The organism is Natrarchaeobius versutus (assembly GCF_041205745.1).
Classification (GTDB): domain Archaea; phylum Halobacteriota; class Halobacteria; order Halobacteriales; family Natrialbaceae; genus Natrarchaeobius; species Natrarchaeobius versutus.
The window spans coordinates 64,794-90,042 of sequence record NZ_JBGFCC010000001.1; the positions used below are offsets into that span (position 1 = coordinate 64,794).

The following is a 25,249-nucleotide window of genomic DNA, read 5'->3' on the forward strand; positions in this document are numbered from 1 at the left end:
TCGACTGCCAGCCAACAGCTATATATCCGGCCGGCTATAGGTGCCAGCAAAGCGGTGCACGACGTGATTCCGACAACACTCCGTTCGGATCGACTGCTGCTGGCTGTATCGTTCGCCTGTTTCGCCGTCGCTGGCGGGACGAACGTCGCCGCCGACGCATTCGTGCCGACGGCCGGTGCCACAGTACTCGCTATCGTTGGCGTCTACTGCGTCGCCCAGTACGCAAATCGCGTCTCCAGACGGACGCTTGCGTCCCTCTCACTCGCGTTCTGGATCGGTTTTCTGGTGATCGCGGGCGTTCACGCAGTCGGTATCGCCGCCATCGCTGGCGCGATCGCCGCCCCGGCCGCGACCTTCTCGCTCTCGCTGTGGGCGATCACGTGGGCGACGTTGTTCGTCGCCTGCTCGGCAACGACGTTTCTCGGTTTCCGCGAGTACGGTTCCCCGGCCGGCGCCGAGGTGGCCGAAGAGCAGATTATCGAGGGAGAGACCTCGGATTACTCGACGCGGTAACTGACCGCGATCCCCTCCCCTAACGGAAGCACGAACGTCTCGAACGCCGAATCGTTGGTCACTTGCTCGAGATAGTCCGCGATCCCTCGGGTATGTTCGTTCGGCTCCGGCGGTCCGTCCCGCTCGCCGTCCGCTCGTTCTTGCTGTTCGTCGGTCGGGTCTCCCGCGACGAGTTCGAGGAGCGTCTCGAACTGGATCGGGGCCGCGGTGATCGCGTTATCCGCGACGATCACGCCGCCGACGGGAACCTTTGGCCGGACGGCTTCGAACGCGTCGACGTACCGGTGTTTCTGGTGGTCGATCAGGACGACGTCGAACGGGCCGTCGTAGCGGTCGATGGTCTCCATCGCGTCACCGAGTTCGTACCGCGCGCAGTCGTCGTAGCCGCCCTCGGCCATGTACGTCCTGGCTAACTCGAGTTCGTCCTCGTCGACCTCGGTGAGGACGATTTCGCCGTCGTCGGGGAGGGCATCGGCGAACCAGTACGCCGAGTAGCCGTATCCCGACCCGAACTCGAAGATGCGTTCGGCGTCGCTCGAGCGGGCAACGAACCGGAGGAAGGCCCCGACTTCGGGACCGACGTGTGGGAACCCTTCGGTACGGGCGAACTCGTCCATCTCGCGGAGCGTTTCGTCCTGTTTCGGGCCGACCGCACGAACGAAGCGAACGATTTCGTCTGCGAGTACGTCCATACTCGATAGAGGGATGCAACGCCCATAGAAGTATTCACGAACCAATCCGCAGGGAAGGCCCCCGTCGTCGATCTCACGTCCGGGTCGGATCCCGTCGGTGGCTGAGTCGGATCCCGTCGGGGGGAGTGGCTCGTATCACGTCGGTGGATTTAGTAGTCCGGTCTCCCAGTGTACGAGACGTCAGTGTTCGAGACGGTCGGGTGGGAGTGGCAGTACACGCCGTTTTCGCCGATTCTGCTGGTCGCAGGTTCGATTATGGCCTCGATCGGCGCCTACGCCTGGCAAAACCGCGAGGTTACCGGCGCGAGTAGCTTCGCCATTCTCATGGCCGGGACCGCGCTCTGGGCGATTACCTACGCGTTTCAACTCGCGGGAGCCAACGAAGCGACGATCGGCTTCTGGGCCGACGCCAACCACGTCGGAGTCGCGATCGTTTCCCTCGCCTGGCTGTGTTTTACGCTCCAGTTCGCCGCCAGAGACCGCTGGTTGAACCGACGGACGATCCTCGGTCTCTCGATCGTCCCCGCGGGGTACCTCCTGCTCGTCTCGACGAACCGCTATCACTACCTCGTTCGAGAGCCGATCGAGACGAAATACGTCGCCGACGGGACCCTCGTCGTCTCTCAACACGAGTTCGGCATCGCGTTCTGGGCCCACGCGGCGTACAGTTACGCGCTCATGACGGTCGGAGTCCTGGTTCTCACCCACTTGCTGTTCTGGTCGCCTCGCGTCTACCGGCGCCAGGTCGCATTGCTGATCGTCGGTGCGGCGGTCGCGGGTGTGACGAACGTCCTCTTTCACGTCGGCTTCAGACCTCTCCCGTACGTCGACCCGACGCCGTTTAGCTTCACGATCTCCGGGTTCCTGTTCTTCCTCGCGATCTATCACTACCGGCTGTTCGACCTGTCGCCCGTTGCCCGGGCGCTCATCGTCGACACCCTCCAGGACGGAATGATCGTTCTGGATACGGACGACCGCGTCGTCGACCTGAACGAGTCCGCCGGCCGTCTGCTCGAGGTCGGCCCTGACGACGTCATCGGCGACCCGTTCGAATCGTTGTTTCCGGACGACGGCACGTTCGTCGATCCGACGCGGTACGAACCCGCCCAACGAACCGACGGCGGCGTCACGATCGACCCCGATTCGACGACCGAACCGATCTCAGAAACCGGTTCGGGGAGGGCGGGTCCCTCACGCTTCGAGTTCGTATCCGCCGATGGATCGGCCGACGTGGATCCGTCTCTCTCGAGCGTCACGCCCGACGAGAAGATTCCCGTCGAGGCGGAGTTCGTCGCCGACCGTGGAGCGACCCGCCGGCACCTTCGGCTCTCTTCGACTCCCATCCTCGGTGTCGGCGACGACCTGCTGGGTCGATCGATCGTGGTTCGCGACGTAACCGAGACCCGGCGGCTCCAGGCGGAAATCGACGAGACGCTCGATCGCCTGCGTCGGTCGAACGCCGAACTCGAGTCGTTTGCGGGGGTCGTTTCACACGACCTTCGGGAACCCCTTCGAGCGATCGAGCAATCCCTCTCGATCGTCGAACCGAGCGTCGACGAACTCGATCCCGAACACGCGGAGTACGTACACGTCGCACGGGAGAACGCAAAGCGAGCCCAGCGGATGATCGCCGACCTGCTCGCGTACTCCAAGATCCAACGCGAGACGAACGAGTTCGGCGCCGTCGACTGCGATCGTCTGATCGCGGAGGTCCTCGACGGGCTCCGTTTCGAGATCGACGACCGGAACGCGACGGTCGACGTGGAGGATCTGCCGACGATCCGTGGAGTCGACCACCTGCTTCGACGGCTCTTCCAGAACCTGCTCGTCAACGCCCTCGAGTACAGTGGCGGCGAGCCCCCGGAGATCACGATGTCTGGGGAGCGAGACGGCGCCACATGGTTGTTCACCGTCCAAGATTCGGGCGTCGGGATCGGCCCCGAGTACGTCGATCGGGTGTTCGATCTCTTCGAACGCGGTGACCGGACTGGTGACGGCGGCGGGACCGGTATGGGGTTGGCAATATGTAAGAAGATCGTCACGGTACACGGCGGGACGATCGACGTCGACTCGACCCCCGGCGTCGGGACGTCGATCACGATCGAAATTCCGGTCGATCCGCCGACCGAGTGATTCCAACCGCGAGAGATCGTGACCGGTATCCTTTTTGCGCCTACGAATCGTTCATCCACGCGAAATGTCAGCGGATCATTCCCTCGTCGAGTACATCGACAACCTGGTGTACGAACCGACGCAGGTTCACGAACACGGAATCGATCTGACGGTCAGTGCCGTCTACGAGGTCGCATCGCCCGGCCGAATCGATTTCGGCGGCGACGAACTCGAGGATGCAGACCTCGAGCCAGTGCCGACGGCGCTTCGGAATCCCGACGACGAGTTCGGCTGGTGGGACCTAGCGGGCGGCCAGTACGTCGTCCAGCACAACGAGTTTCTCACCGACCTCGAGGAACCGCTCCAACTGCAACCCCGAAACGAACTGCTGGCACGCGGCGGCTCGCACCCGTCGGTGCTGGTCGCATCGCACCTGCCGTTGATCCCGCTCACCGTCGCCGACGGCGGCGTTCGAATCAAGGAGAACGCCCGCATCTCGACGCTCCTGCCGACCGGTTCCCGTGACGACGCCACGCCGGTCGACTCCGGAAGCGTCGATTCCCTGGAGTGATCGCTTCCGATCGGCGGCGCGTTTCCGGACTGGTCGTCCGGAACGTGCGACCGGGACGACTGGTCTGTTTCACCCGGCCGTCATCTGAGCGAGAGCCGCCGATCCGCAGAGACACAGTCGACCCCTCGCAGTCCGAGTAGCGCCGCGGTCAGCGGCCGTTCGATCGTCCAGGCGTGAACCTCGAGGCCGACGGCTTTCGCCCGGGGGACGAGTCGCGTCCCCAGACAGCGCCAGTAGTTCGCGCCGATGACGTCACAATTGAGCTCGACCGCCGTCGTTACCGGCGACTCGAGTCTTCGGCTGACGAGTAAGCCGGTGGGTTGGGTCGGGTCGAGATCGCGCATCGTTCGAATCTCCTGGCGGAGAAACGACGTGGCGACGACGCGGTTTTCGACGCCGTTTAGCGCCTCGAGGACGTCCGCGGCGATCCCCGGTGCTTTCATCTCGAGGTTGACCTCGACGTCGTCGGGGACGACCGTGAGCATCTCCGCTAACGTGGGAATTCGCTCACCTGACTCGAGGACGGTGTGAGTTTTGAGGTCAGCGAGGGAACTCTCGGCGACCGTACCGAGACCCCCGGTCACGCGGTCGATAGTCTCGTCGTGGATGACGACGAGTTCCCCGGACCCACACCGGCGGACGTCGAACTCGACGGCGTCGGCGTGTTCGGCCGCCGATCGAACAGCGGCGATCGTATTCTCCGGCGACTCCGAGGCGAATCCGCGATGAGCGATCAGTCGCATTCCGTACGTAGCCGAAGGGACGAAGGGAATATATACTGCCGGGATCGAACCGATCGAACGTTGGTCGAGAACCGGTTCGTCGTCCGATAGCGGCGGTTTGCGCTTTCGTTCCAAAGCCTTTAGCAAGTACCCTTAAACCGATACCGTGGGTAGAAGCGTACGAGTACGTTGTCTAATGAGGTGTATGTGTTTTCGGAGGACGGCGCACGTGGTGACTGACGATGACTGACCGATTCGAGGACTCGATCGAAATCCTTCTCGTCGAGGACAACCCCGGCGACGTTCGGCTCACCCAGGAAGCGTTCAAGGAGCTGTCGACCGACGTGCGTATCCGCGTCGCCACCGACGGCGAAACGGCCCTCGAGAAACTCGGCCTTCGGAACGGGACCGATCCTGGCTCACTCCCTGATCTCGTTCTCCTCGACCTCAACCTCCCGCGAACCAACGGGTTCGAGTTCCTCGAAACCGTTCGAGCGGAGCCGGTTCTCACACGGCTTCCGGTGTTGGTTCTGACGAGTTCGAACGCCCACGAAGACATCCTCGAGAGTTACGAACTCGCGGCGAACGCCTATCTGACGAAACCGACCGGTCCCGACGAGTACAGCGCCATGGTGAGAGCAGTCGTCGAGTTCTGGTTCGAACAGGTGACGCTTCCGCCTGCGAAAACGTAGCGATCGAGGGTCGAGAGCAGTTTTCCCCACCGGGCTGGACACCCTCGAGACGATTCCCTGCGTGGTCAGGTCGACGCCTCCGATCACACACTGGATCGACGCCCCGGTACGGCGCTGACCTGCCTCCGACTGCCCAAGAACTGACTTACAGTAGTTCGTATTACTCACCGCTATGTCCGCACAGACAGCGTTCGACGTGACGTTCGACGGAACCGTCGCCGTGATCACCGGTGCGAGCGGCGCTCTCGGCAGTGGTGCGGTCGATCGCTTCCGTGCCGCTGGCGCGACCGTCTGCGGTGTCGACGTCGTCGAACCCGACGACGACAGTCCCCTCGACCGTGAAGGGGACCCGAAGTTCGAGTTCTATCGGGCCGATCTGACCGACGAAAACGACGTTTCGGCGCTCGTCACCGAGATCGCCGACGACCACGGTCGGATCGATCATCTACTCAACGTCGCCGGAACCTGGCGCGGTGGCGCCCCGATCGAGGAGACCGAACTCGACGAGTTCGAACTCCTGATGGACGTCAACCTGAAAACGGCGTTTCTCGCGTCGAAACACTGCCTCCCCCACTTACAAGAATCCGAAGGATCGATCGTCAGCGTCAGCGCGCGCTCGTCGCTCGAGGGAGGAGAAGGCGACGGCCCCTACCGGATCACGAAAGCCGGTATCCGACTGCTGACCGAGACACTCGCCGAGGAGAACCGCGGAACCGTCCGAGCGAACTGCGTGATGCCGAGCGTGATCGATACACCGGCGAACCGCGAAATGATGCCCGACGCCGATCACGACAGTTGGGTCGACCCGACCGAAATCGCCGACGTGATGGCGTTTCTCTGTAGCGATGGTGCGACCGTCACCAGCGGTGGCGCGGTGCCGGTGTACGGTGATGCCTAACGAACCACATATGTATCCACCCCATACGATATAAACACAACCGCCACCAACAGTTATATATTCGAACGAAATCCGTTCGGGTGACAATGAGTCCACAGGAGCACGCGCCAGTCGAGCGAATCGAACCGGTTCCCGACCAGCTCGAATCCGCCCAGGCAAAACTCGTCTACTTCTACCTCGAGACGACCGGCGGCGCGACGGTCGACGAACTGAGTGAGACGCTGTCACTGAAGAAAATCGACGCCTTGAGCGTGCTTCACTCGCTTAGGAGTGTTGGACTCCTCGAGAAAGACGGATCGGAGTACGTCGTCGCCGGCTGAGTGGGACCGTGTCCCGAGTTGCCGGTGTAATTGCGATCTATCTGCGACCGGACCGGCAACGACTTACGACGGTCCGTATGAGGATTCGCCGTACCGATCGCCTGATGCGGACTGCTGTGGTCAATTACCGTCGATCGCTGACGCGAGCTGGCAGTCGCGGAAAATAGTTACAGCAAACCGTATGAATCACCGCCGGATTCGAACGGACGCGTGAGCATCTACTGCCGTAATCGAACGCCCGTGTGGGCGCTTAGAAGGTCTCGAGGTAGCGGTCGATCTCCCACTGGGAGACGTCGACGAGGTACTCCTCGAACTCCTGGGACTTCGCTTCGACGAACTTCGGGGCGACGTGCTCGCCGAGGGCCTCGTAGATGACCTCGTCCGCTTCTAAGGCGTCGACGGCCTCGCCGAGGTTCGTCGGCAGGGTGTCGATGCCGTACTCCTCGCGTTTGGCCTCGTCGAACTCGTAGATGTTTTCGCGAACCGGGTCCGGGCACTCGAGATCCTTCTCGATCCCGTCGAGTCCGGCGTGGAGCATCACCGCGAACGCGAGGTACGGATTACAGGAGGGATCTGGCGAGCGCAGTTCGACGCGAGAGGCCGCGGGGACGCGTGCGGCGGGCTTGCGGACGAGCGCCGAGCGGTTGCGGTCGGACCAGGCGACGTAGACCGGCGCCTCGTAGCCGGGGACCAGCCGTTTGTAGCTGTTAACCGTCGGGTTCGCGATGGCCGTGATCGCCGGCGCGTGCGCTAAGATACCCGCGAGGTAGGAGTGGGCGGTATCGGAGAGATTGAACTCGTCGTCCTCGTCGTGGAACGCGTTCTCGCCGTCCTCGGTGAACAGCGACTGGTGGGTGTGCATCCCCGAGCCGTTGATCTTCGGAATCGGTTTGGGCATGAACGTCGCGTGGAGGTCGTGCTGGGCCGCGATGGCGCGGACGACCGTGCGGAACGTCGCCACGTTGTCGGCCGTCGAGAGCGCGTCGTCGTACTCGAAGTTGATCTCGTACTGGCCGCGGGCGACCTCGTGGTGGCTGGCTTCGATCTCGAAGCCCATCTCCTCGAGGCCGTAAATAATGTCCCGACGGACGTCGCTTGCGAGGTCCTTCGGTGCGACGTCGAAGTAGCCGCCGTGGTCGGCGGTTTCGGTCGTCGCGTAGCCGTCCTCGTCCTCCTGGAACATGAAGAACTCGGGCTCGGGAGCGAAATTGACCTCGTAGCCCATCTCCTCGGCGCGCTCGATGGCGTTTTTGAGGACGCGGCGTGGATCGCCCTCGAACGGCTCACCGGTCGAGGTATCGTAGACGTCACAGATCATCCGGCCGGCGGCGCTGTCCTCGTCGTTGCGCCACGGGAGGATGGCGAACGTCTCCGGATCGGGAACCAGACGCATGTCCGATTCCTGAATGCGGACGAAGCCCTCGATCGAAGAGCCGTCGAAGTAGATGCCCTCGGTGAACGCCTTTTCGGCCTGGCGTGCAGGCACGGCGACGTTCTTGACCGTTCCGAGGATGTCGGTAAACTGCAATCGGAGGAAATCGACGTCCTCCTCCTCGATCTCGTCCAGTACCGCCTGTTCTGCCGAAGTCAGGTTGTCACCTGTCATCTTATGCTCGGATCAACAAATGGATTCGACTATTAAAGCTCTACTGTTGTGGGCGAATATCCTTGAAACAGCTATGAAACGTGCTTTTGTCCAATTCAACTATTCCATTTTCGAATTTGTCAGACGATTCGTGTGACTCGACCCCATCAGGTTGACGATCGGAGCTATTTCACCGGAAACGAGGTTTACATACACACAGAAGTTTGGCGGTTATCGACCACTTCGAACACGGTGTTCGACACGGCGCTCCGATCGGAACACGTTCGTCGAGTGTGGTCGCTAAATCGGCAAATCGCACCATCACGAGGGTAGGGACGGCTCGACGGGTTCGAAAGACACACTGAAGCTGTCGGCTCAACGTGATCTAGCACCTCGAGACGTCCGGTGGCCACTGAGGAAACCGGAGCGAGATCAGCGGTTTGGGTCGGCGTACGACGGGCGTTCGGCGTACTCGATCGGATCCCGAACGCTGAGTCGCTGAAACGCCTGTAATCGGTAGGCACAGGCGTCACAGGTTCCACAGGCGGGCCGATTCTCCCGGTAACAGCTCCACGTGGATTCGAACGGCACCGCGAGATCGATCCCCCGCTTTGCGATTTCGGTCTTCGATCGGTCGACGAACGGTGCTTCGATGGAGATCTCGGTTTCGGGTTTCGTTCCGGCGTCGACGACGCGTTCGAAGGCGTCGAAAAACGCCGGCCGGCAGTCCGGATATCCCGAGAAATCCTCGCTGTGGGCGCCGACGAAGACGGCCTCGCAGTCCGTGGCTTCCGCATAAGAGACGGCCATCGAGAGCAGGTTCGCGTTCCGGAAGGGGACGTACGACGACGGAATCTCGTCGCGGTCGACGTCGGCGTCCTCGACGGCCATCGCGTCGTCTGTGAGACTCGAGGCACCGATCTCGGCCAAGTGGCCCGTCTCGACGCGGAGAAAGTCGGCCGCCTCGAGTTCCGCGGCGATCGCTCGGGCACACTCGAGTTCGCGGTCTTCGGTTCGCTGTCCGTAGGTGGTGTGTAGGGCGTAGACGTCGTAGCCCCGGTCGCGTGCCTCGTAGGCCGCCGTGGCGCTGTCCATCCCGCCGGAGAGGAGGACGACTGCTCCGGGGCGGTCGTCGCCGTCGGACCGGCTGAGCGAGTCGGAATCGGGGTCGGTGCTGGCGTCGGTGTGCGTATCAGTGTGGTCGGTCATCGGTAGTCATCACCGTTCGGGAGCATCGTTCCAGAGGTCGACGTGTAATCGTGGCGTGTACCGAAACCCGTGGGCTAACGCGAGTTCCGCGACGCGGGTCCGCGTCTCCGCGAGCCGTTCTCGGGTGGCACCCTCGGGCATCAGGAGGACGTCCTCGTCCCGAATCGTCGCGTCGGTCGCGTCTCGAAGCGCGGAGAGCAGTTCGAGGATCTCCGCCATGTCGTCCTCGCCGGTGACGACGAACTTGAGCTGAAATGCGGTCGATTCGACGAGTTTCGAGAGCGCCTCGAGATCGATTCGTGCGTCCTCGTGGCGAGATTCCCAGTCGCCCGCTCCGTCGTTCGTCGGTGTGCGATCCGGCGTCGGCGTGCTGTTCGCGAGTTTCGGACTGATCGAGGCGAGGTCGATCGGCGCGTCCCGGTAGATCGTTCCGTTCGTCTCGACGGTGGTGTGATACCCCCTTCGGGCGAGTTCCGCGAGAAGATCGGCGCTCGAGTCGTGGATCAGGGGTTCGCCGCCGGTCAACACGACGTGGTCGACCGCGTGCGATTCGACTTCGGCGACGATCTCCTCGAGTCCGACCCACGCGTGGGTCGGTTCCCAGGAGGTGTGATAGGAGTCACAGAACCAACAGCGGAGGTTACAGCCGCTCGTCCGGACGAACGCCGAGGGGACGCCGGCGAGTTTTCCCTCCCCCTGGAGGGAACAAAAGAGCTCGTTGACCGGAAGGGCCCCGTCTTCACCCACCCGCTCGGCCGTTCGGTCGTCGACACGGTCGGCGTCGCCGGCGGTATCGGAAACGGGCATCTCAGTGGGCGTTCCCCCCGCGAAGTTCGCGCGTTTCGTCCACCTGTACCGAAACCCTGTGGACGTTCTCTGGAAGGGCGTCCGCGAGTTTCTGCTCTAAGACGACGCTCATCACTTCCGCGGTCGGCGGGTGCTCGAGGACGACGACGGCGTCACCGTCGCCGGTCTCACGGAACGCGTCGATCAGTGGATCGCCACGCTCTACGAGGAACGCGTGGTCCCACTCCTCGATGACGTCCGTGACGTCGCCTTTGTCGACGATCCAGCCCTCGGCGGTGAGTTCTCCCTCGAGTGTGACGGCGATTTCGTAGTTGTGTCCGTGCGGGCGAAAGCACTTGCCATCGTGGTGGAGGAGCCGATGTCCGGTACTGATTCTGATCGGTCGATCGTGACCGACGTGAATCGTTCGTCGGGTTCCGGCGACCGTCTCGTTGGCCGTCGAACTATCTTCTTCGAGTGATCCTGGGGACATACCTGGGTATTATCGCTGGAATACTTAAAGCTATAGTAACCGTCTTCGCTCGATGCACTCTCCCTCGAGAACTGGCGGTCAACACCGGTCATGTGGCCGCTCGAGTGAGAACGGTGAGAATCGTCGCGACGACTGCGATCGTAGCCACCCCACGTCAATGCACACCTGATCGCACGCCCGTTTTGCGACTAGTGTGTATGTTCTTTCAGTTGTGACACGATACTCGACGTGAGAGAGCTACCACATCGCCGATCGGTCCGGAGAGCCCATCACGTACGATGAACGAGAGAGGTGCGATTCGGTGGGATACTGTCACCGATTGCGACCAGATTACTCCCGTGTATATTATCGCAAAAATCGGTTTCCGCAAGTTATAGAATGTCGTCTCCCTAACGTCGAGTAATGAGCGAGCGGAACATTCGGGTCGAGCCGATCGACCGTCAGGCAGTCGAGGACCAAGAAGTCGAAATCGTCGAGCGAAAGGGAATCGGCCACCCCGATTCGATCTGTGACGGCGTTGCAGAGAGCGTCGCCAGTGCGCTCGCCCGCGCGTATCTGGAGCGAGTTGGGACGGTGCTTCACTTTAACACCGACGAGACGCAACTCGTCGCCGGCGAGGCCGCACCCGCATTCGGCGGAGGCGAGGTCGTCGACCCCATCTACCTACTGATCGTCGGCCGCGCGACCAAACGCTACGACGGCCAGACGATCCCCACCGAAACGATCGCGTTACGCGCCGCCCGCGAGTACATAGAGGAGACGATCCCGCAACTCGAGTTCGGCGAGGACATCGTCGTCGACGTGAAACTCGGCGAGGGAAGCGGTGATTTACAGGAGGTCTTCGGCGAGGACGAGGTATCGGTTCCGATGGCAAACGATACGAGCTTCGGTGTCGGGCACGCGCCGCTGACGGAGACCGAGCGGATCGTCCACGAGGCCGAATCGCGGCTCAACGACGAGTTCGCCGAGGAGAATCCGTATCTCGGCCCGGACGTGAAGCTCATGGGCAAACGCGAGGGCGATACGATCGACGTCACCGTCGCGGCGGCGATGATCGACGAGTATATTGCCGACTTGGACGAGTACGCCGAGGCCGTCGAGTCGGTTCGCGAATTCGTCGCCGAGGTCGCGAGCGAACACACCGATCGTAACGTCGAGGTCCACGTCAACACCGCCGACGACTACGAGGAGGGCTCGATCTATCTCACCGTCACCGGCACCTCCGCCGAACAGGGCGACGACGGCTCCGTCGGTCGCGGCAACCGTGCGAACGGCCTCATCACGCCTAACCGATCGATGTCGATGGAAGCGACCAGCGGAAAGAACCCGGTCAACCACATCGGGAAGATCTACAACCTGCTCTCGACCGAAATCGCCGAGGCCGTCGTCAGCGAGGTCGACGGCATCCGCGACCTGCGGGTCCGACTCCTCTCCCAGATCGGCCGCCCGATCGACGAGCCACACGTGGCAGACGTCCACGTCGTCACCGCCGAGGGCGTCGACCTCGCCGACGTCGAGGACGAGATCGAAGCGATCGTCGACCGCGAACTCGCCGACGTCACCGGGATCACGCGTCGCGTGATCGACGGCGACCTCTCGACGTTCTGACGGACTCGGCCGCTCGTTGACGTTCGTTCCGACGCGACCACACCCTCGAGCGATGCGTTTCCACGATCTTTGCCGAATACCCGACGCAGTGGCCGACAGTTCGACCGACCGAGAATTCGATACGCCGACCGGCATGCACACTCCGGGGGTGCGTTCTTTTACCGTCGCACTCGAGTGAGACGACCGTGACGGAACCGCTACGAGGGTGTTCGCGCCGATCGTATCTCCGGAGAGTCGGGGCGACAGGTGTCGGCTCCGGGACAGCCGGACTGGCCGGATGCGGGCGTGAGAACCGAAACGACGAGAGGGGTAACCCCGGCGGTAACGGCGGCGGAGGCGGTGAAACCGACGGCGATCCGTCGATCGGCTACGTGACGTCCGTTCCGCCGACGGTCGATCGACCACCCCGTGAGCCGTCGGTGACCGACTCGGTCGATGGCCCCCTCCAGTCTAACGACTGGTGGACGAGTGCGCTCTTCGATCGGTTCTCGGAACCGCTGTTCGCCCACCCGTTCGTCGCACAGGCGACGGAAGACGGGCTGGCGGTCGCCCGTCCCGTCTCGTGGGAGGCAAGCGGCAGCTACGACGTCACGGAGAACGTGACGTAACCGAACGTCGCCGCCTTCGACGCGGAGCCCGACTTCACCGTATCCCTCGTCGACACCGGGAGATTCAGGGAGGCGCCAGTGGACGGGTGGAGCGACTGGTCCGTGACCCTCGCGTGGGGAGTCGACGACGAACCGCCGCTGCGGTCGACGATCACGATGGGCTGTCCGTTCCTCTTTCTCGAGGCTGACGGGGACGTCGAACTCCGGTTCGACCAGCAACCGGCGGTCTGGGCCGGCGACGACGGGGATCCGATCCGCGGCTTCTCGGTCGGCGAAACGCCGTACGCGGTTTTTGCAGCGGACGGGAGTTCCTGGGAGGGTGTGGAGGGGGCGGACGAGGGAAGTGACGAAACGGACGGAATCAGCGGGATCGACGAAACTGACGAAACCGACGATGACGGTCGAACTTCCGAAGAGGACGCGACGATTCGCCTCGTCGGCGACCTTGAGGAGGAGTTCGTTTCGATCGCGACACTTCCCGAGGCGAGCCAGGAGGCACTTGAGGACGCACGGCGCTACGCCTACAACGCGATCGACGAGACCCGACTCGAGGACGTACGTCGCCGACAACCTGACGGACGACCTGGAGACGGTACGGTTCGACGACGGGTTCGAACTCGCCGTCAGCGTTCACGAACTCGCCGTCGACCGCGGCTGAGCGACGCTTGTACACTACACGGTAAAACCGAGCAGGTTCCAGTACCGGTACACCCACAGCAAGACCGCGAGTGCGACGACGACCGCCGTGTAATGGACTCGACCGGGAAGTCTCCAGAACTCCTCGTGCCACGCTTGCACGGCGTATCCCGCCGAGACGAGCGTCGCAATGGCTGCGCCAAGCGGCAGCGCGAACAACAGGCCGAACCCGCGGGGTGGCACGTCGAACACCGTCGGTCGTCCGAGGGCGTCGAGCAGGATGAACAGTGCTAGGAACGCGACGACGAACCCGAACAGCAATCCTCCTGCCGTCCCCGCAGCCCAGCGCGCACGACGTGGCCCAGGCGAGTCGGAACCCGCCGACGAGGTGCCACGATACCGCCGAACCGCGGCCGCGAGCGGCCAGCCGACGAGTCCCGAGAGGACGACGAGCGTCGACACGAGCGTCGCTCCGGCCTGGACGACTCCCTTCTCGTACCACGAAATTGACGTGTACGGGCCGATTGACCCCTCGAGGGTGAACGCGACGATTTCGCCGTCCTCCTCGTGGAACACGAGCGACTGCCCGCCGTCGATCCGTCGGTACACCAGCGGTTCGATCTCGACCCACCGTTGGACGCTGTGGCCGTCGGTGACCAGCGTTCCGTCGTCCTCAACCCGCACCTCGAGATCGGGTGTGAGCGCCGTGAACAGGGTCTTCTCGTAGGTGGTCTGCGTCGCGCCAGCGAACTGACGGTACGTTCCCACGAGGTCGTCCGCTCGTTCCGGGCGACCGTCCGGCGTCAACTCGCGGTCGGGTTCGGGCACGTACCGGTCGAGAAACTCATCCTCGAACGACGACGTCGGAGCGCCGGTCGCATCGCCCTGAAACGCGACGAACAGTCCGAGGTCGAGTTCGGGAACGAGCACGAGGCTGCTCCCGTATCCGGTACCCTCGCCGGTGTGGCCGAGCAGTCTGACGTCGCCGCGGGTGCGCTCTACGAACCCGAACGCCATCCCGTCGAGTTCCTCGTGGACGGTGAACCACTGCCGGTGCATCTCCTCGGTAGCCTCCGCCGAGAGGATGCGCCCCTCGTCTGTTGCGCCGCCCTCGAGGTGTGCCAGCACGAACTCAGCCATCTCCTCGCCGGTCGACCAGAGCCCGGACGCCGGCGGGACGTTCGACAGCCACTGGGCCTCGTCGAGGTACGCACCCCGCGTCTCCGCATCGAACTGGTCGGGGACGACGTCGAACGTACTCCGGTCCATGCCCAGCGGCTCGAGCACCGATTCCGCGACGGACGCCTCGAACGACGAACCCGAGACGTCGGCGACGAGTTGGCCGGTCAGCGACGCCGCGTAGTTCGTGTACCCGAACCGCTCGCCGGGCGGATAGACCCGATTCGGCGGCCGTTTCCCGACTGCATCCTCGAGCGGTTCTCGGTCCGCCGGATCGCTCACCGTATCGTGTCGCGACCGAATCTCGAACCCCGCGCTGTGGGTCGCCAGGTGCGAGAGCGTGATCGGGTCGTCGTCAGTGTCGGGAATCGACACCGACTCGAGGTAGTCGGTTACGTCCTCGTCGGGGTCGATCGCACCCTCCTCGATAAGCCGCATCGCCGCGGTGTAGGTGAACAGCTTCGAGACGGAACCGGTGTGGATCGGCGTTACCTCCGGATCGATCGGCGCGCCGCCGAACGACGTTTCGCCGTACCCGTTCGTGAGCGCAATCTCGCCGCCGTGGACGACGGAGACGACCGCGCCAGAGGCGTCGTACTCCTCGAGGTCGGCCGCGATGGCGTCGTCGACGAACGACTCGAGGTCCTCGAAAGCGCCCGGTTCCTCCTGGCTCGTCGGTTCGGCCCGCGCTCGGCCCGGAACGCCGCCCGCGCTTGCGGCGACGCCCGCAGCCGCGCTGCCGACGAGAAACCGCCGTCTGGAGAGAGGACCTGACATTAGTTCGGAGTAACATGATGGATGATAAATTAGTTTTGATCGACGGGACGAATGTTGTCGGCTCCTCGCCCACGGTGCTCCGCTCGTAATCCCCTTATAGCTCCCGCCATCTATCCACGACCATGCATCCGCCGGGAGCCGACACCGTCCTCGTCCGCCACGGGGACGTCAACACCAAGAGCAACACGGTCAAGCGGTACATGGAGGGGCTCCTCGCCGAGAACCTCGAGGCGCTGCTGGCCGATCGGTCGATTCCCGGCGACGTCGAGCGCCGGTGGAATCGGCCGCTGATTCACACGACGGAAGAACACGTCGAAGCGGCGACTGCGGCGGCGACGGACGCTTTCGGCGTCGTCTCCGCAAGCCCCACGCTCACCACGAGCACCGAGTTCGACCGGATCCTCGAGGCACTCGCCGACATCGCCCGCGAACGCTACGAGGGCGGTACGTTCGCCATCGACGCCCGGCGGGGGGACAAGCGCCTTCCTTACGACAGTGAGGACCTCGCCAGGGAGGGCGGGCAGGCGGTCTGGGACGCCGTGGCGGGCGAGTTCGACCCCGAAGTTGACCTCGACGATCCAGACCTCACGTTCGGCGTCGAGGTTCGGGAGGATCTCGCCTTTCTCTACCTCGAGTCGGTCTCGGGCCGCGGCGGGCTCCCCCTCGGTGCCCAGGAGCAGGTGATCGCGATGGTCAGCGGCGGGATCGACTCGCCCGTGGCGGCCTACGAGATGATGAAACGCGGCTGTCCGATCGTGCCGGTCTACGTCGATCTGGGCGCCTACGGCGGGATCGACCACGAGGCTCGTGCGATGGAGACGGTCCGAACGCTCTCGCGGTACGCGCCGAACTTCGACACCGAGGTCTACAGGGTTCCCGGCGGTGAAATCGTCGACCTGCTGGTCCGGGAGATGGAACAGGGACGGATGCTCTCGCTCCGGCGCTTTTTCTACCGGGCCGCCGAGACGCTGGCCGAACGGGTCGACGCCCACAGCATCGTCACCGGCGAGGCCGTCGGCCAGAAGTCGAGTCAGACGGTCCAGAATCTCGGCGTGACCAGCCGCGTCACCGACCTCCCGATCCACCGGCCGCTTTTGACCCGGGACAAACAGGAGATCGTTGCGATGGCCCGCGAGATCGGAACCTACACCGACTCGACCATCGACGCCGGCTGTAACCGGGTCGCCCCCGACCGCGTCGAGACCAACGCCCGCCTCGAGCCGCTGCTCGCGGCGGAGCCGGACGACCTGCTCGAGCGGGCAGAAGAGGCGGCGCGGAACGCGGAACTCGTCGAGCCGTAGACTCGTGTAGACCCCCAGACCGTACTCGCTCTCCAATCGGTGGGGCCGCGAGACCAACACTCGATCGACAGTCGGTGCGACCGGGAGACGAAACCCACATTACGGGACCGCACGCACCACCAGATAGTGACCCGCGTCTGTCTCATCGGGGATCCCGACTGCACCCTCCAGTACGAACTCCTCTCTCGAGAGACCTCCCGCGAGGCGCTCGCGACCTACGACCTGACGCGGCCGTTCGAGAACTCGCTGGCCGTACGAACGGTAAGCGTCGGCGCCGCGATCTCGCTTCTGAACGATCTCGACTGGTATCTCACCCGGTTCGTCGACGAGGCGCTCGTCTTCGAGCCGAGCGTCAGCGACGAGGAGTGGCTCTCGCGACCGCTGGCTCGGACCCTCCGCAACGGCGAGGTCGGCCCCGAGGACACCGGCGAGTTCTGTAAGGTCTACGGCCTCGAGCGCGTCGGCGAATCGGACTCGAGCAGTGATTCCGAACCGAACTCGAGCGACGACGGCGAATCCGTCGACGCCGATTCGGGTGACGAGTCCGGTGTGGACGACGCTGGTGGCGTCGCCGGCCCGACTCACCGCCTCGTGGAGCCGCTTTACGTCCGCCGAACGGGCGGCGAACTCCCGGAGTACGACCTCCGAGACGTCGAACAGACGCTCGTCGTTCGACTGACTGAAGCCGAGTACTCGCCGTAGCGGTTCGGCCGACGGAACTGGGGTATCACCGTAACGAGACGGCAGACGGGAAAACCGAGACGGGATCGTCAGTCGAACAGGCCGGTCGAGAGGTACCGTTCGCCGCTGTCCCAGAAGACCGTGACGACGAGCGGACAGTCCTCGACGGCGCCGCCGTCGGTTTCGGGCGAGGCCGGCTGACCGCCGTCGAAGGCCGTCGGCACCTCGGGGCACTCGAGTTCGGGTTGTGCAATCTCGCGAGCCATCCGCTGGGAGACGATGCTCGTCGCGCCACTCGACTGGCCGACGAGGACGCCCTCCTCGCGGGCCAGACGGCGACACTCGTCCTCGGCGTCCTCGAGGCGGACCGTCTCGACGCGGTCGATCAGCTCTCGGTCTAAATTCTCGCTGACGAAGCCGGGTCCCATTCCCTGGAACTCGTCGCTTCCGGGTTCGCCCGTCGAGAGAATCGCGTTTCGCTCCGGTTCGACGGCGACGATCTCCATCTCGGGAAACGCCTCGCGAAGCCGCCGACCGGTCCCCGAGATCGTGCCGCCGGTGCCGACGCCCGCCACGAAGACGTCCACTTCCCGGTCGCCGACTTGCTCGACGATCTCTGCGCCCGTGGTGCGGTAGTGTGCTTCGGGATTCGCGGGGTTGTCGAACTGTCCGAGCTGGATTGCTCCCTCGGCCTCGAGTTCGTCGGCGCGGGCGCGGGCGGTTTCCATGTCGCCGTCGACCAGCTCGAGCTCGGCGCCGTAGGCGGCCATGATCCGTCGACGCTCCTCGGACTTGTCGGCGGGCATGACGATCGTCAGGTCGTAGCCTCGAGCCGCACAGACCAGCGCGAGGCCGATTCCCGTGTTACCGCTGGTCGGTTCGACGAGCCAGTCGCCGGGTTCGATCACCCCCTCGCGCTCGGCCGTCCGGACCATCTCGCGGGCCGGCCGGTCCTTGGCCGAGCCGCCGGGGTTGAACGATTCGATTTTGGCGGCGACGGTCGCCCCCTCCGGCGAGTCGACCTGGACGAGCGGTGAGCCGATCGTGTCCAGGATACTCCCTTTCATTGGCAACCTCTAGTGAGTCGAGCCATAAACCGATGCTGGACGAAGGCAGGACGTGCCGGTGTATTTATCGATGCTCCGACGAATGTCCTCGGTTATATCGTAGCCACTGCAAGGGAGTGTCGTATTCCTACTGTACAAGTCATTGCACACCCGATCGCCGACCCGTCTGGCGATCGGGTGTACATCGTTTCAGTTGTTACTGTAGCTTACAGCACGCTTGATGTTGTAGACGGCACGCATCAGGACGATTTCACGGAACTTACGATATCACTTCGTGCATGCACGGCGTTGCCGAGCGTGCGCTCGATCAGGGCCGATAGACCGCGCAGTGACAAGAATATTTGCGGCAGATCGATGAACTGGGAAGAATCATTCCGATCCCCATAGATAGGTAGAATTATCAAAAGTGTCTCGACGGACGTAGAAATAAATAGCGAATAGTGCTGGAAACATCAGCAATCCCCAGGCAATTACGTCGTTAGCCGCTTGGTCATACAGACGATAGAAGTCATACAGATAATAGAGGAAGACGATTACTCCCGTAACGGCTCCAACGATCCACGCAAGTGGATGTTGGAGATAAATCAAAAATGCGAGAACAAACAGGGTGAGGGCGAGAAGGCCAAATTTGAGGCCTGCAATAGTTTGTGGCTGGATTCCGGATGTAGCTACTGGGCCAGAAAGTTGAGATCCAATTGTGAGTCCGACAGAGATGATTGCGAGTATAACCACAATGGTTCCAACTACAAGTAATTCAAAAGGTGGAAGTCTGGCTCTAACCATTGTTGTCCCGATTAGTTCCTTTTCACCATAATATTTTCTTGTTAATGCTAAATGAGTTGTACCTTCAAAGATCACCCTAGGCGATCATTAACCAGACCACTGACCCTGTTGGGTAATCACTACGATTTCGTTCTCCGGAGATAAGCAGTTGGATCATCACGTCGGTTGATAGGACTGTGACAAGTCGATCAATCAGGACGGGTCCGACGTGAATTTCGACGCGACGGCTACCCTGAACTATCGTCTATTGTATCAGTTGGTGAAAACGTGAGCGTTCAGTGCGAACAGCAGAATGAGTGTCACACGTAGTACATCCACTTATTTATCAGACACATCCTCTCCTGAACTTTTTATAGAATTAGTGTTTCTTGTTGACATGGGCTCGATTACTTCGAAACGGGATATCCAATTTAAACAGACTCCCGAACGCGATCTTCTCGCAAACGTATTCCTTCCTGATACCGCTGATCAGAAACGTACCGTCGTCATCTGTATCCATGGTGGTGTCTGGAACCGTGGCGACAGATCGTTCTTCGATGACCGGTGCCGTACGCTCGCTAAACGGGGGTTCCCCGCGTTGACTATTGATTATCGTCTTTCCGGCGAAGCGACGTATCCGGCTGCACTAAACGACATTAAAAGTGCAGTCCGGTGGATTCGATCGGAACGGCCGTTTGGAACGACTCCTCACCAAGTGATTCTTTGTGGGCACTCCGCTGGTGCCCATCTCGCAGCATTAACGGCGACAACTGCAACAGGTGAGCCGACGATACCGGACGACGGGTACGAAGATGCTGAAACGACGGTTGATGGAATCGTTTGTCTTAGTGGCCCGTACGACCTGCTCGGGGCCACAGAAGACGGTGAAACAGCAGACTTTATGGGCGGGTCACCGACCCAAATCCCCGAGCGGTACCGTGAGGCGTCTCCTCGAGAGCGTGTCACATCTGCACACCCGCCGACCCTGCTCTATCTCGGGGAGGACGACGAGCACCTCACGATGCGCGAAACGCGGGCGTACCGTGACGTCCTCAATATTGCGGGCGTGGACGTCGAATTGTATACACCACCGGGAGACCACTTCTTTTTCACCGAAGAGCCGTGGTTTGAGCGGACAATAATTCAAACGGTGACCTTCATAGAAGAGATGCAGTCCTGACGATCCCGAAGACCGACCGATCGGCTGATGCACTGGATCAACGTGATCCAACTGAAGCCACAGTGTTACACTTATCCGCGATAGTAACAACTGAAACGATGTACACACCGGTCGCCGATCCATCTGGCGATCGGGTGTGCATTGACGTTCAGTGGCTACTATATATTCAGCGGACGAATTTTGGTATATCTTGGTATACGAACTGTTCGAGGCCACCCACACTGCAAAATCAATGCACACTCGATCGTACCTGGCGGTCTGACGTACTGACGCCGCCACATTTCGAATCACCAATCCAGAAAAATCGTGTCCCAAACTGCTTATCGCGATGGGAACTTCGCGTCCCGAAACCGTGCTTTCCCCTTCTCGAATAACCCGGACGGTTTGACCACGTTGTCGTTGAAAAAGTACTCCTCGGCGGATCGGCCGATCGCCCAGGTCGTCCCGGCGGCGACCGCACCGGAGATCGCCTGTCCGCCGACGGGCGCAAGCTGGACGAGCGACCGGGCAACCTCTCGAGCCCCCAGCCCGCCGACGGCCGAGACGCCGACCGCGCTCGTGTAGTCCTGGACGGTCGCCCACTCGAGTTCCCGACAGGAGAAAGATCCGACGAGGGCGACGAGTCCCGCTTGCAGGGAGCTCAGGACGACGATGTCGGCGACGGGCATCGGCGTCGCACCGATCCCCGCGGCGATCGAGCTAAAGCGATTCGTCGTGCTCCGGGCCATCTTCCGCATCAGCCGTTCCCGGCGCTGGGCCTGGTTGAACTGCAATCTCGCGCTGATCGGCAAAAAATCTCCCATCAACCACGACAGGGTCTCGACGTTCCAGTAGGGCTCCTCTTTGACGTACGTCGGGACCACGCCGACGTTCTCCTCGGAATCGAACTCGTAGCCCCGCAGTGGTTGGTTCTCCTCGAAGGCCGTCGGATCCGGTTCCTCGAGCACGCGGGAGACGAAATCCAGGTTCGCCTTGATGTCTCCGGCGAGGGAGGGGTTCGTCTCCGGCGGCCAGTCCCCACCCGGAGAGAGGTGTGTATCGACCTTGTTCAGACAGTAGACGACCGGCGGAAACAGGCTGTCGAGTTCGTCGCGGAGCCGTTCGACGGTCTCGAAGTCCTCCTCGCCGGCCCGGACGTGATCGGGCGTCATCACGTGAATGGCGATATCGGGACGGTGCTCCTCGAGATCGCGTTTCATGAGCGAGACGGTGTCGGCGGGAACGTCCCCGTCCGGCGGGACGCTCTCGAACAGCCCTCGTGAGTCGACGACGTCCCAGCTCGCGTACCGGTCTGGAAAGGAGATGTGATAGAGCTCGGACTCGACGGTCGTCGGCTCGACGCTTCCCACGTCGGCGGCGGCTTTGTTCGCGAGGGCGTTGATCAGCGATGACTTGCCGGCGCCGGAGCGCCCGAACAAGTACAGCCGCGGCGGCCTCGAGTCGTCGATCAGGTCGTCCATCTCGTTGAACGCCGGACCCAGAACGTTGTTCACGACGAACTCCCGATTTTCCTCGCGTATCGGAGCCGATTCGACGAGTCGGTCTAGCTTCTTCCGGAGGGCTTTGAACTTCGCTGGGTCGACTGCCATCGACTGTACTGTCGTGATCGACGCTTGAAAAGCCATCTGCCGACGAGGAGTTCGACGTCCGTCGTTGGTGTGAACGCTGACGGTTCACCAGGCCGCGGCCGTCCCCCGAGAAACACGACCGATAATACTCCGAATAGATCTATCTGAAGATCGGTCGCTCCACCGGCTGTTCCCGGTGGTGACGACGGCGGATTCGCGACCGGTTTCTCACCGAGTTCTGTCCGACAGTATAAGCCCCTTGGCGCGTAATCCGTGCGTATGAGTCTCGAGACGATGAACCCGAATCCCGCGTGGGACGCCGCGTCCTACGAGGACGCCGTCGACACGCTCGAAGAATACAACGACGAACTCGTCTATACGGTCTGGGGCGGCGACTGGTGTAAGGACTGTCGCAAACTGCTCCCGGACTTCGGCGCGGCGATCGAGGCGGCCGGCGTTCCCGAAGATCGCATCGAGGAGGTCGCGGTCGACCAGGACAAACAGGGCCCCGGCGTCGACGAGTACGGCGTCGAGTACATTCCGACGATCGTCGTCGAACGTGCGCCGACCGGTTCGGACGACGACGGCGAGGAGATCACCCGGTTCGTCGAGGAAGAGGATCTTCCGCCGGCGATCTGGCTGGCTCGAGAGATCGAGTCGACGCTCGAAAACGCCTAACACGTACGCTTACGCCCGTTGCGTTCGCACCAGTTCGACGCCGCTGACGTCGAAGCGGGCGCCGCCGCCGTTGCTCTTGCTGACCGAGAGCTCCCAGCCGTGGGCGTCGACGATGGTGCTCACGATGTCGAGCCCGAGACCGGTTCCGTCGGCCGACGAGTAGCCCCGCTCTAAGACGTCGGCGCGTTTCTCGGGCGGGATTCCGGGCCCGTCGTCGGCGACGTAAAAGCCGTCGGCTGTGGTTCCAACCTCGATCGTCGCGTCGGTTCGGCCGTGTTCGACGGCGTTTCGAAACAGGTTCTCGAAGACACTCGAGAGCCGTTCTACGTCGGCGACGACCACTGCTTCCTCGTTGCAGACGACGAGTTCGGCGTCCGGGCACGCGACGACTGACCACGCGTTTGCGACGACACTCGAGAGCCGGACCTTGCTCGGATTCTCGAGTTCTTTTCCCTCTCGAGCGAGCGACAGAACGTCGGAGATGAGTGAGTCCATCCGGTCGAGAGACTCCCGGGCGTGCTCGACGTGTTCTCGATCGGCGTCGGAAACTGCGGGTTCGAGCAAGTCGAGTCGACCCTGTGCGACCTGGAGTGGGTTTCTGAGATCGTGGCTCACCACGCTCGCGAACCGCTCGAGGCGCTCGTTCTGTTGTTCGAGTCGTTCGAACTGACGACGACGAACGAGGAGGTTCGTGAGCCGTCGGTGGAGGACGTCCTCCCGAACCGGTGCCGTAATCACTTCGTCGACCAGCCGATGGTCACCGTCCGAATCGGTCGGATCGAGGTCGATTCGGGTGCCCTCCCGTCGGACGAGGACGACCGGCGAGAACGACGAGGACGCCTCCAGGGATTCGAGGCGGTCTCGGTAGGTCGGAACGGAGAAGTCGTCGACCAAGACGACGTCGCCGGTCAACTCCGCATCGTCCGTACGGACCTCGTAGCGCCCCTCGAGAAGCTCCGCGAGCGCCGTTCGGTTCGCGTCGTCTTCGATCAGAAGCTGGACCGTTCCGTCTTCTACGCTCATCGGCGGATTCCTCCGCCCGTTCGTCGGTCGGGCTCGTCGGGGGCGAGAACCGTCACAGTTGAATTCGGTCCGTCCGCTACTTTGGGTTGTTGGCCGTTGGCCTGCTCGTCGGCGTCCCCTCGAGGATCCCTTCGACGCCGGTTAGGGGCTCGCCGACGACGATCCCGTCCGGGGTGATCTCGAACTCGCGGATCGTCCGCTCGAAGTTCCCGGCGCGCTTTTTCAGGACGCCGATTCCTTTCCGAAGCTCGCCGTCGGTCTCGATGTAGTTGAGGAAGACGACGTTGTCGGCGATGTAGCTGATGTTCGCACTCGTCGCGCTCGGCATGCCGGTGACCTGGTCGGTTTCGTCCAACAGGAGGACGGCCACGTTCTCGCTTTTGAGGTACCGAATCAGCGCGTGGAGTTTCCGCCCGAGTGTGGACTCCTCTCCCTGGAGGGCGACTTTGTACCCCTCGACGCCGTCGATCATGACGATCCCCGTGTCGGTCGTTTCGACGCGTTCTCTGACCCGTTGGGCGAACTCCTCGGCGGAGAGCGCGAGCGGCTCGACCGCCTCGACGGCGAGCGTTCCCGCGGCCTCCATCTCGCTGACCGGGATGCCGATCGACTCCGAGCGGTGGACGAACGTCTTCGGAGACTCCTCGAAAAGGTACGCGACCGGGTGGTCGCCACGACCGGCGGCTTCGCCGAGAAACTGCGTTCCGACCGTGGACTTTCCAACTCCGGTCGGTCCGGCAACGAACGTCGCCGTTCCCCGCTCGAGGCCGCCGTCGAGCAACGCGTCGAGTTCGTCGATTCCGAACGGGAGACGTTCCGGCCCGAACTCCGCTGCGTGTCCGGTCGGAAGCAGGCTCGGATAGACCTCGAGACCGGTCTCTCTAATCTCGAGTCCGTGGGTGCCGTCTCGCTGGCCGATCCCGCGGTGTTTCGGAACGGATATTCGCCGCCCGCGGTCGCCGCGTTCGAGTTCGACGACGCCGTCGCTCAGCGACCGAACCTCGTTGTCGTTTCGCGACGCCGCGGGGGTCATCGTGGCGAGTACCGTCGTTCCCTGCCCCTTCAGAAAGCGCATGAACGAGATCAATCGCTTGCGAAACTGGTACTCCGAGGGCTCGAGGTACTGCAGTTGTGAGATCGGATCCAGCAACACCCGATCCGGGTTGATCTCCTCGATCGCTCCGCGAATCTCCTCGATGAATCGCTCTGACTCGAGATCCCGTGAATCGACCAGGTCGTAGGCGTTGTCCGCGTCGAAAAAGTCGGAGTCGGGTCCGAGGTCGAGAAAATTTGCCGAGTCGAGGTCGATGCCGAAACTCGAGGCGTTCGCGACGATCTCCGAGCGTGACTCCTCCCCGTGGACGAAGAGAACGGTCTCCTCGGCCGCTATCCCGGTCTGGAGGAACTCCATACCGAGGAGCGTTTTCCCAGTTCCGGGTCTCCCGACGACGAGATAGAGTCTGCCCGTCACCAGCCCGCCGTAGAGAATCTCGTCGAGTCCGGAAACCCCCGTTTCGATCGTCGGCAACTCCGTATTCATCCGCCGACCGTCTCCGTGTCGATACTCATATCGTGACCGTTCTAGAGG

The 25,249-nt window shown here is 62.6% G+C and carries 25 protein-coding genes and 1 pseudogene; 13 read left to right on the top strand and 13 right to left on the bottom strand.

Annotated features, from left to right (window positions below; genetic code table 11):
• The first annotated feature begins 54 nt into the window (after positions 1–54).
• On the top strand, positions 55–513 hold the full coding sequence (locus tag AB7C87_RS00295) for a hypothetical protein (RefSeq protein ID WP_369727402.1): 459 nt from the start codon (positions 55–57) through the stop codon (positions 511–513).
• On the opposite strand, the gene AB7C87_RS00300 is transcribed toward AB7C87_RS00295, so the two are convergent.
• The gene (locus AB7C87_RS00300) at positions 498–1,205 is read right to left on the bottom strand and encodes an O-methyltransferase (RefSeq protein ID WP_369727404.1); all 708 of its coding nucleotides are present in this window, start codon (positions 1,203–1,205) and stop codon (positions 498–500) included. The two genes, AB7C87_RS00295 and AB7C87_RS00300, sit on opposite strands and share 16 nt — an antisense overlap.
• A gap of 168 nt (positions 1,206–1,373) precedes the next feature.
• On the opposite strand from AB7C87_RS00300, the gene AB7C87_RS00305 reads away from it, so the two are divergent.
• The gene (locus AB7C87_RS00305) at positions 1,374–3,338 is read left to right on the top strand and encodes a histidine kinase N-terminal 7TM domain-containing protein (RefSeq protein WP_369727406.1); all 1,965 of its coding nucleotides are present in this window, start codon (positions 1,374–1,376) and stop codon (positions 3,336–3,338) included.
• A gap of 64 nt (positions 3,339–3,402) precedes the next feature.
• A complete protein-coding gene (locus AB7C87_RS00310; RefSeq protein WP_369727408.1) occupies positions 3,403–3,888 on the top strand; it encodes a dCTP deaminase/dUTPase family protein in 486 nt (161 codons plus the stop codon).
• Between the two features lie 80 nt (positions 3,889–3,968).
• Here the strand turns inward: AB7C87_RS00310 and AB7C87_RS00315 are convergent, their stop codons facing one another.
• The gene (locus tag AB7C87_RS00315; protein ID WP_369727410.1) at positions 3,969–4,631 is read right to left on the bottom strand and encodes a glycerophosphodiester phosphodiesterase; all 663 of its coding nucleotides are present in this window, start codon (positions 4,629–4,631) and stop codon (positions 3,969–3,971) included.
• 221 nt (positions 4,632–4,852) lie between these two features.
• Between AB7C87_RS00315 and AB7C87_RS00320 the strand changes: the two genes are divergently transcribed.
• The 3 genes from AB7C87_RS00320 to AB7C87_RS00330 all read left to right on the top strand — a co-directional run bounded on the left by AB7C87_RS00320 (position 4,853) and on the right by AB7C87_RS00330 (position 6,520).
• Entirely contained in the window at positions 4,853–5,302 is a 450-nt protein-coding gene (locus AB7C87_RS00320; RefSeq protein WP_369727412.1) for a response regulator, read from the top strand.
• Positions 5,303–5,474: 172 nt separating this feature from the next.
• Complete coding sequence (locus tag AB7C87_RS00325; protein ID WP_369727414.1) at positions 5,475–6,200, top strand: SDR family oxidoreductase; 726 nt, start codon at positions 5,475–5,477, stop codon at positions 6,198–6,200.
• A gap of 86 nt (positions 6,201–6,286) precedes the next feature.
• Positions 6,287–6,520, top strand: coding sequence for a MarR family transcriptional regulator (locus tag AB7C87_RS00330; RefSeq protein ID WP_369727415.1), 234 nt, complete (start codon positions 6,287–6,289; stop codon positions 6,518–6,520).
• A 250-nt stretch (positions 6,521–6,770) separates the two neighbouring features.
• Here the strand turns inward: AB7C87_RS00330 and glnA are convergent, their stop codons facing one another.
• From glnA to AB7C87_RS00350, 4 genes are all read right to left on the bottom strand, one after another.
• A complete protein-coding gene (glnA, locus tag AB7C87_RS00335) occupies positions 6,771–8,126 on the bottom strand; it encodes a type I glutamate--ammonia ligase (RefSeq protein WP_369727416.1) in 1,356 nt (451 codons plus the stop codon).
• A 411-nt stretch (positions 8,127–8,537) separates the two neighbouring features.
• A complete protein-coding gene (gene queC / locus AB7C87_RS00340; RefSeq protein WP_369727417.1) occupies positions 8,538–9,314 on the bottom strand; it encodes a 7-cyano-7-deazaguanine synthase QueC in 777 nt (258 codons plus the stop codon).
• A 9-nt stretch (positions 9,315–9,323) separates the two neighbouring features.
• Positions 9,324–10,121 (bottom strand): 7-carboxy-7-deazaguanine synthase QueE, encoded by a 798-nt coding sequence (locus tag AB7C87_RS00345; RefSeq protein ID WP_369727418.1) that lies wholly within the window; start codon positions 10,119–10,121, stop codon positions 9,324–9,326.
• A gap of 1 nt (position 10,122) precedes the next feature.
• The gene (locus tag AB7C87_RS00350) at positions 10,123–10,593 is read right to left on the bottom strand and encodes a 6-pyruvoyl trahydropterin synthase family protein (protein WP_369727419.1); all 471 of its coding nucleotides are present in this window, start codon (positions 10,591–10,593) and stop codon (positions 10,123–10,125) included.
• 402 nt (positions 10,594–10,995) lie between these two features.
• Between AB7C87_RS00350 and AB7C87_RS00355 the strand changes: the two genes are divergently transcribed.
• From AB7C87_RS00355 to AB7C87_RS00365, 3 genes are all read left to right on the top strand, one after another.
• Entirely contained in the window at positions 10,996–12,201 is a 1,206-nt protein-coding gene (locus tag AB7C87_RS00355; RefSeq protein ID WP_369727420.1) for a methionine adenosyltransferase, read from the top strand.
• Between the two features lie 185 nt (positions 12,202–12,386).
• Positions 12,387–12,809 carry a hypothetical protein gene (locus AB7C87_RS00360; RefSeq protein WP_369727421.1) on the top strand — a complete coding sequence of 141 codons (423 nt, stop codon included), beginning with the start codon at positions 12,387–12,389 and terminating at the stop codon, positions 12,807–12,809.
• Between the two features lie 394 nt (positions 12,810–13,203).
• Complete coding sequence (locus AB7C87_RS00365; protein WP_369727422.1) at positions 13,204–13,467, top strand: hypothetical protein; 264 nt, start codon at positions 13,204–13,206, stop codon at positions 13,465–13,467.
• 14 nt (positions 13,468–13,481) lie between these two features.
• Here the strand turns inward: AB7C87_RS00365 and AB7C87_RS00370 are convergent, their stop codons facing one another.
• Positions 13,482–15,401, bottom strand: coding sequence for a serine hydrolase domain-containing protein (locus AB7C87_RS00370; RefSeq protein WP_369727423.1), 1,920 nt, complete (start codon positions 15,399–15,401; stop codon positions 13,482–13,484).
• A gap of 122 nt (positions 15,402–15,523) precedes the next feature.
• Here AB7C87_RS00370 and AB7C87_RS00375 point away from each other — a divergent pair, with 122 nt between their 5' ends.
• Entirely contained in the window at positions 15,524–16,702 is a 1,179-nt protein-coding gene (locus AB7C87_RS00375; protein WP_369727424.1) for a tRNA sulfurtransferase, read from the top strand.
• A 126-nt stretch (positions 16,703–16,828) separates the two neighbouring features.
• Positions 16,829–17,404: a DUF5804 family protein gene (locus AB7C87_RS00380; RefSeq protein WP_369727425.1), complete on the top strand. Its 576-nt coding sequence runs from the start codon at positions 16,829–16,831 to the stop codon at positions 17,402–17,404.
• Positions 17,405–17,472: 68 nt separating this feature from the next.
• Here the strand turns inward: AB7C87_RS00380 and AB7C87_RS00385 are convergent, their stop codons facing one another.
• The 3 genes and pseudogenes from AB7C87_RS00385 to AB7C87_RS00395 all read right to left on the bottom strand — a co-directional run bounded on the left by AB7C87_RS00385 (position 17,473) and on the right by AB7C87_RS00395 (position 19,308).
• Complete coding sequence (locus tag AB7C87_RS00385; RefSeq protein WP_369727426.1) at positions 17,473–18,450, bottom strand: PLP-dependent cysteine synthase family protein; 978 nt, start codon at positions 18,448–18,450, stop codon at positions 17,473–17,475.
• 189 nt (positions 18,451–18,639) lie between these two features.
• Positions 18,640–18,758: pseudogene (locus tag AB7C87_RS00390) on the bottom strand (IS5/IS1182 family transposase); the annotation flags it as partial.
• Between the two features lie 61 nt (positions 18,759–18,819).
• Positions 18,820–19,308, bottom strand: a complete 489-nt coding sequence (locus AB7C87_RS00395; RefSeq protein ID WP_369727427.1) for a hypothetical protein — start codon at positions 19,306–19,308, stop codon at positions 18,820–18,822.
• Between the two features lie 301 nt (positions 19,309–19,609).
• Between AB7C87_RS00395 and AB7C87_RS00400 the strand changes: the two genes are divergently transcribed.
• Entirely contained in the window at positions 19,610–20,392 is a 783-nt protein-coding gene (locus tag AB7C87_RS00400) for an alpha/beta hydrolase (protein ID WP_369727428.1), read from the top strand.
• 320 nt (positions 20,393–20,712) lie between these two features.
• Here AB7C87_RS00400 and AB7C87_RS00405 read toward each other — a convergent pair whose 3' ends face one another.
• Positions 20,713–21,981 (bottom strand): GTPase, encoded by a 1,269-nt coding sequence (locus AB7C87_RS00405; protein WP_369727429.1) that lies wholly within the window; start codon positions 21,979–21,981, stop codon positions 20,713–20,715.
• A gap of 258 nt (positions 21,982–22,239) precedes the next feature.
• Here AB7C87_RS00405 and AB7C87_RS00410 point away from each other — a divergent pair, with 258 nt between their 5' ends.
• The gene (locus AB7C87_RS00410) at positions 22,240–22,638 is read left to right on the top strand and encodes a TlpA family protein disulfide reductase (RefSeq protein WP_369727430.1); all 399 of its coding nucleotides are present in this window, start codon (positions 22,240–22,242) and stop codon (positions 22,636–22,638) included.
• Between the two features lie 9 nt (positions 22,639–22,647).
• Here AB7C87_RS00410 and AB7C87_RS00415 read toward each other — a convergent pair whose 3' ends face one another.
• Positions 22,648–23,661 (bottom strand): sensor histidine kinase, encoded by a 1,014-nt coding sequence (locus AB7C87_RS00415; RefSeq protein WP_369727431.1) that lies wholly within the window; start codon positions 23,659–23,661, stop codon positions 22,648–22,650.
• 76 nt (positions 23,662–23,737) lie between these two features.
• Positions 23,738–25,201: an ATPase domain-containing protein gene (locus AB7C87_RS00420; protein WP_369727432.1), complete on the bottom strand. Its 1,464-nt coding sequence runs from the start codon at positions 25,199–25,201 to the stop codon at positions 23,738–23,740.
• Positions 25,202–25,249: the final 48 nt, after the last annotated feature.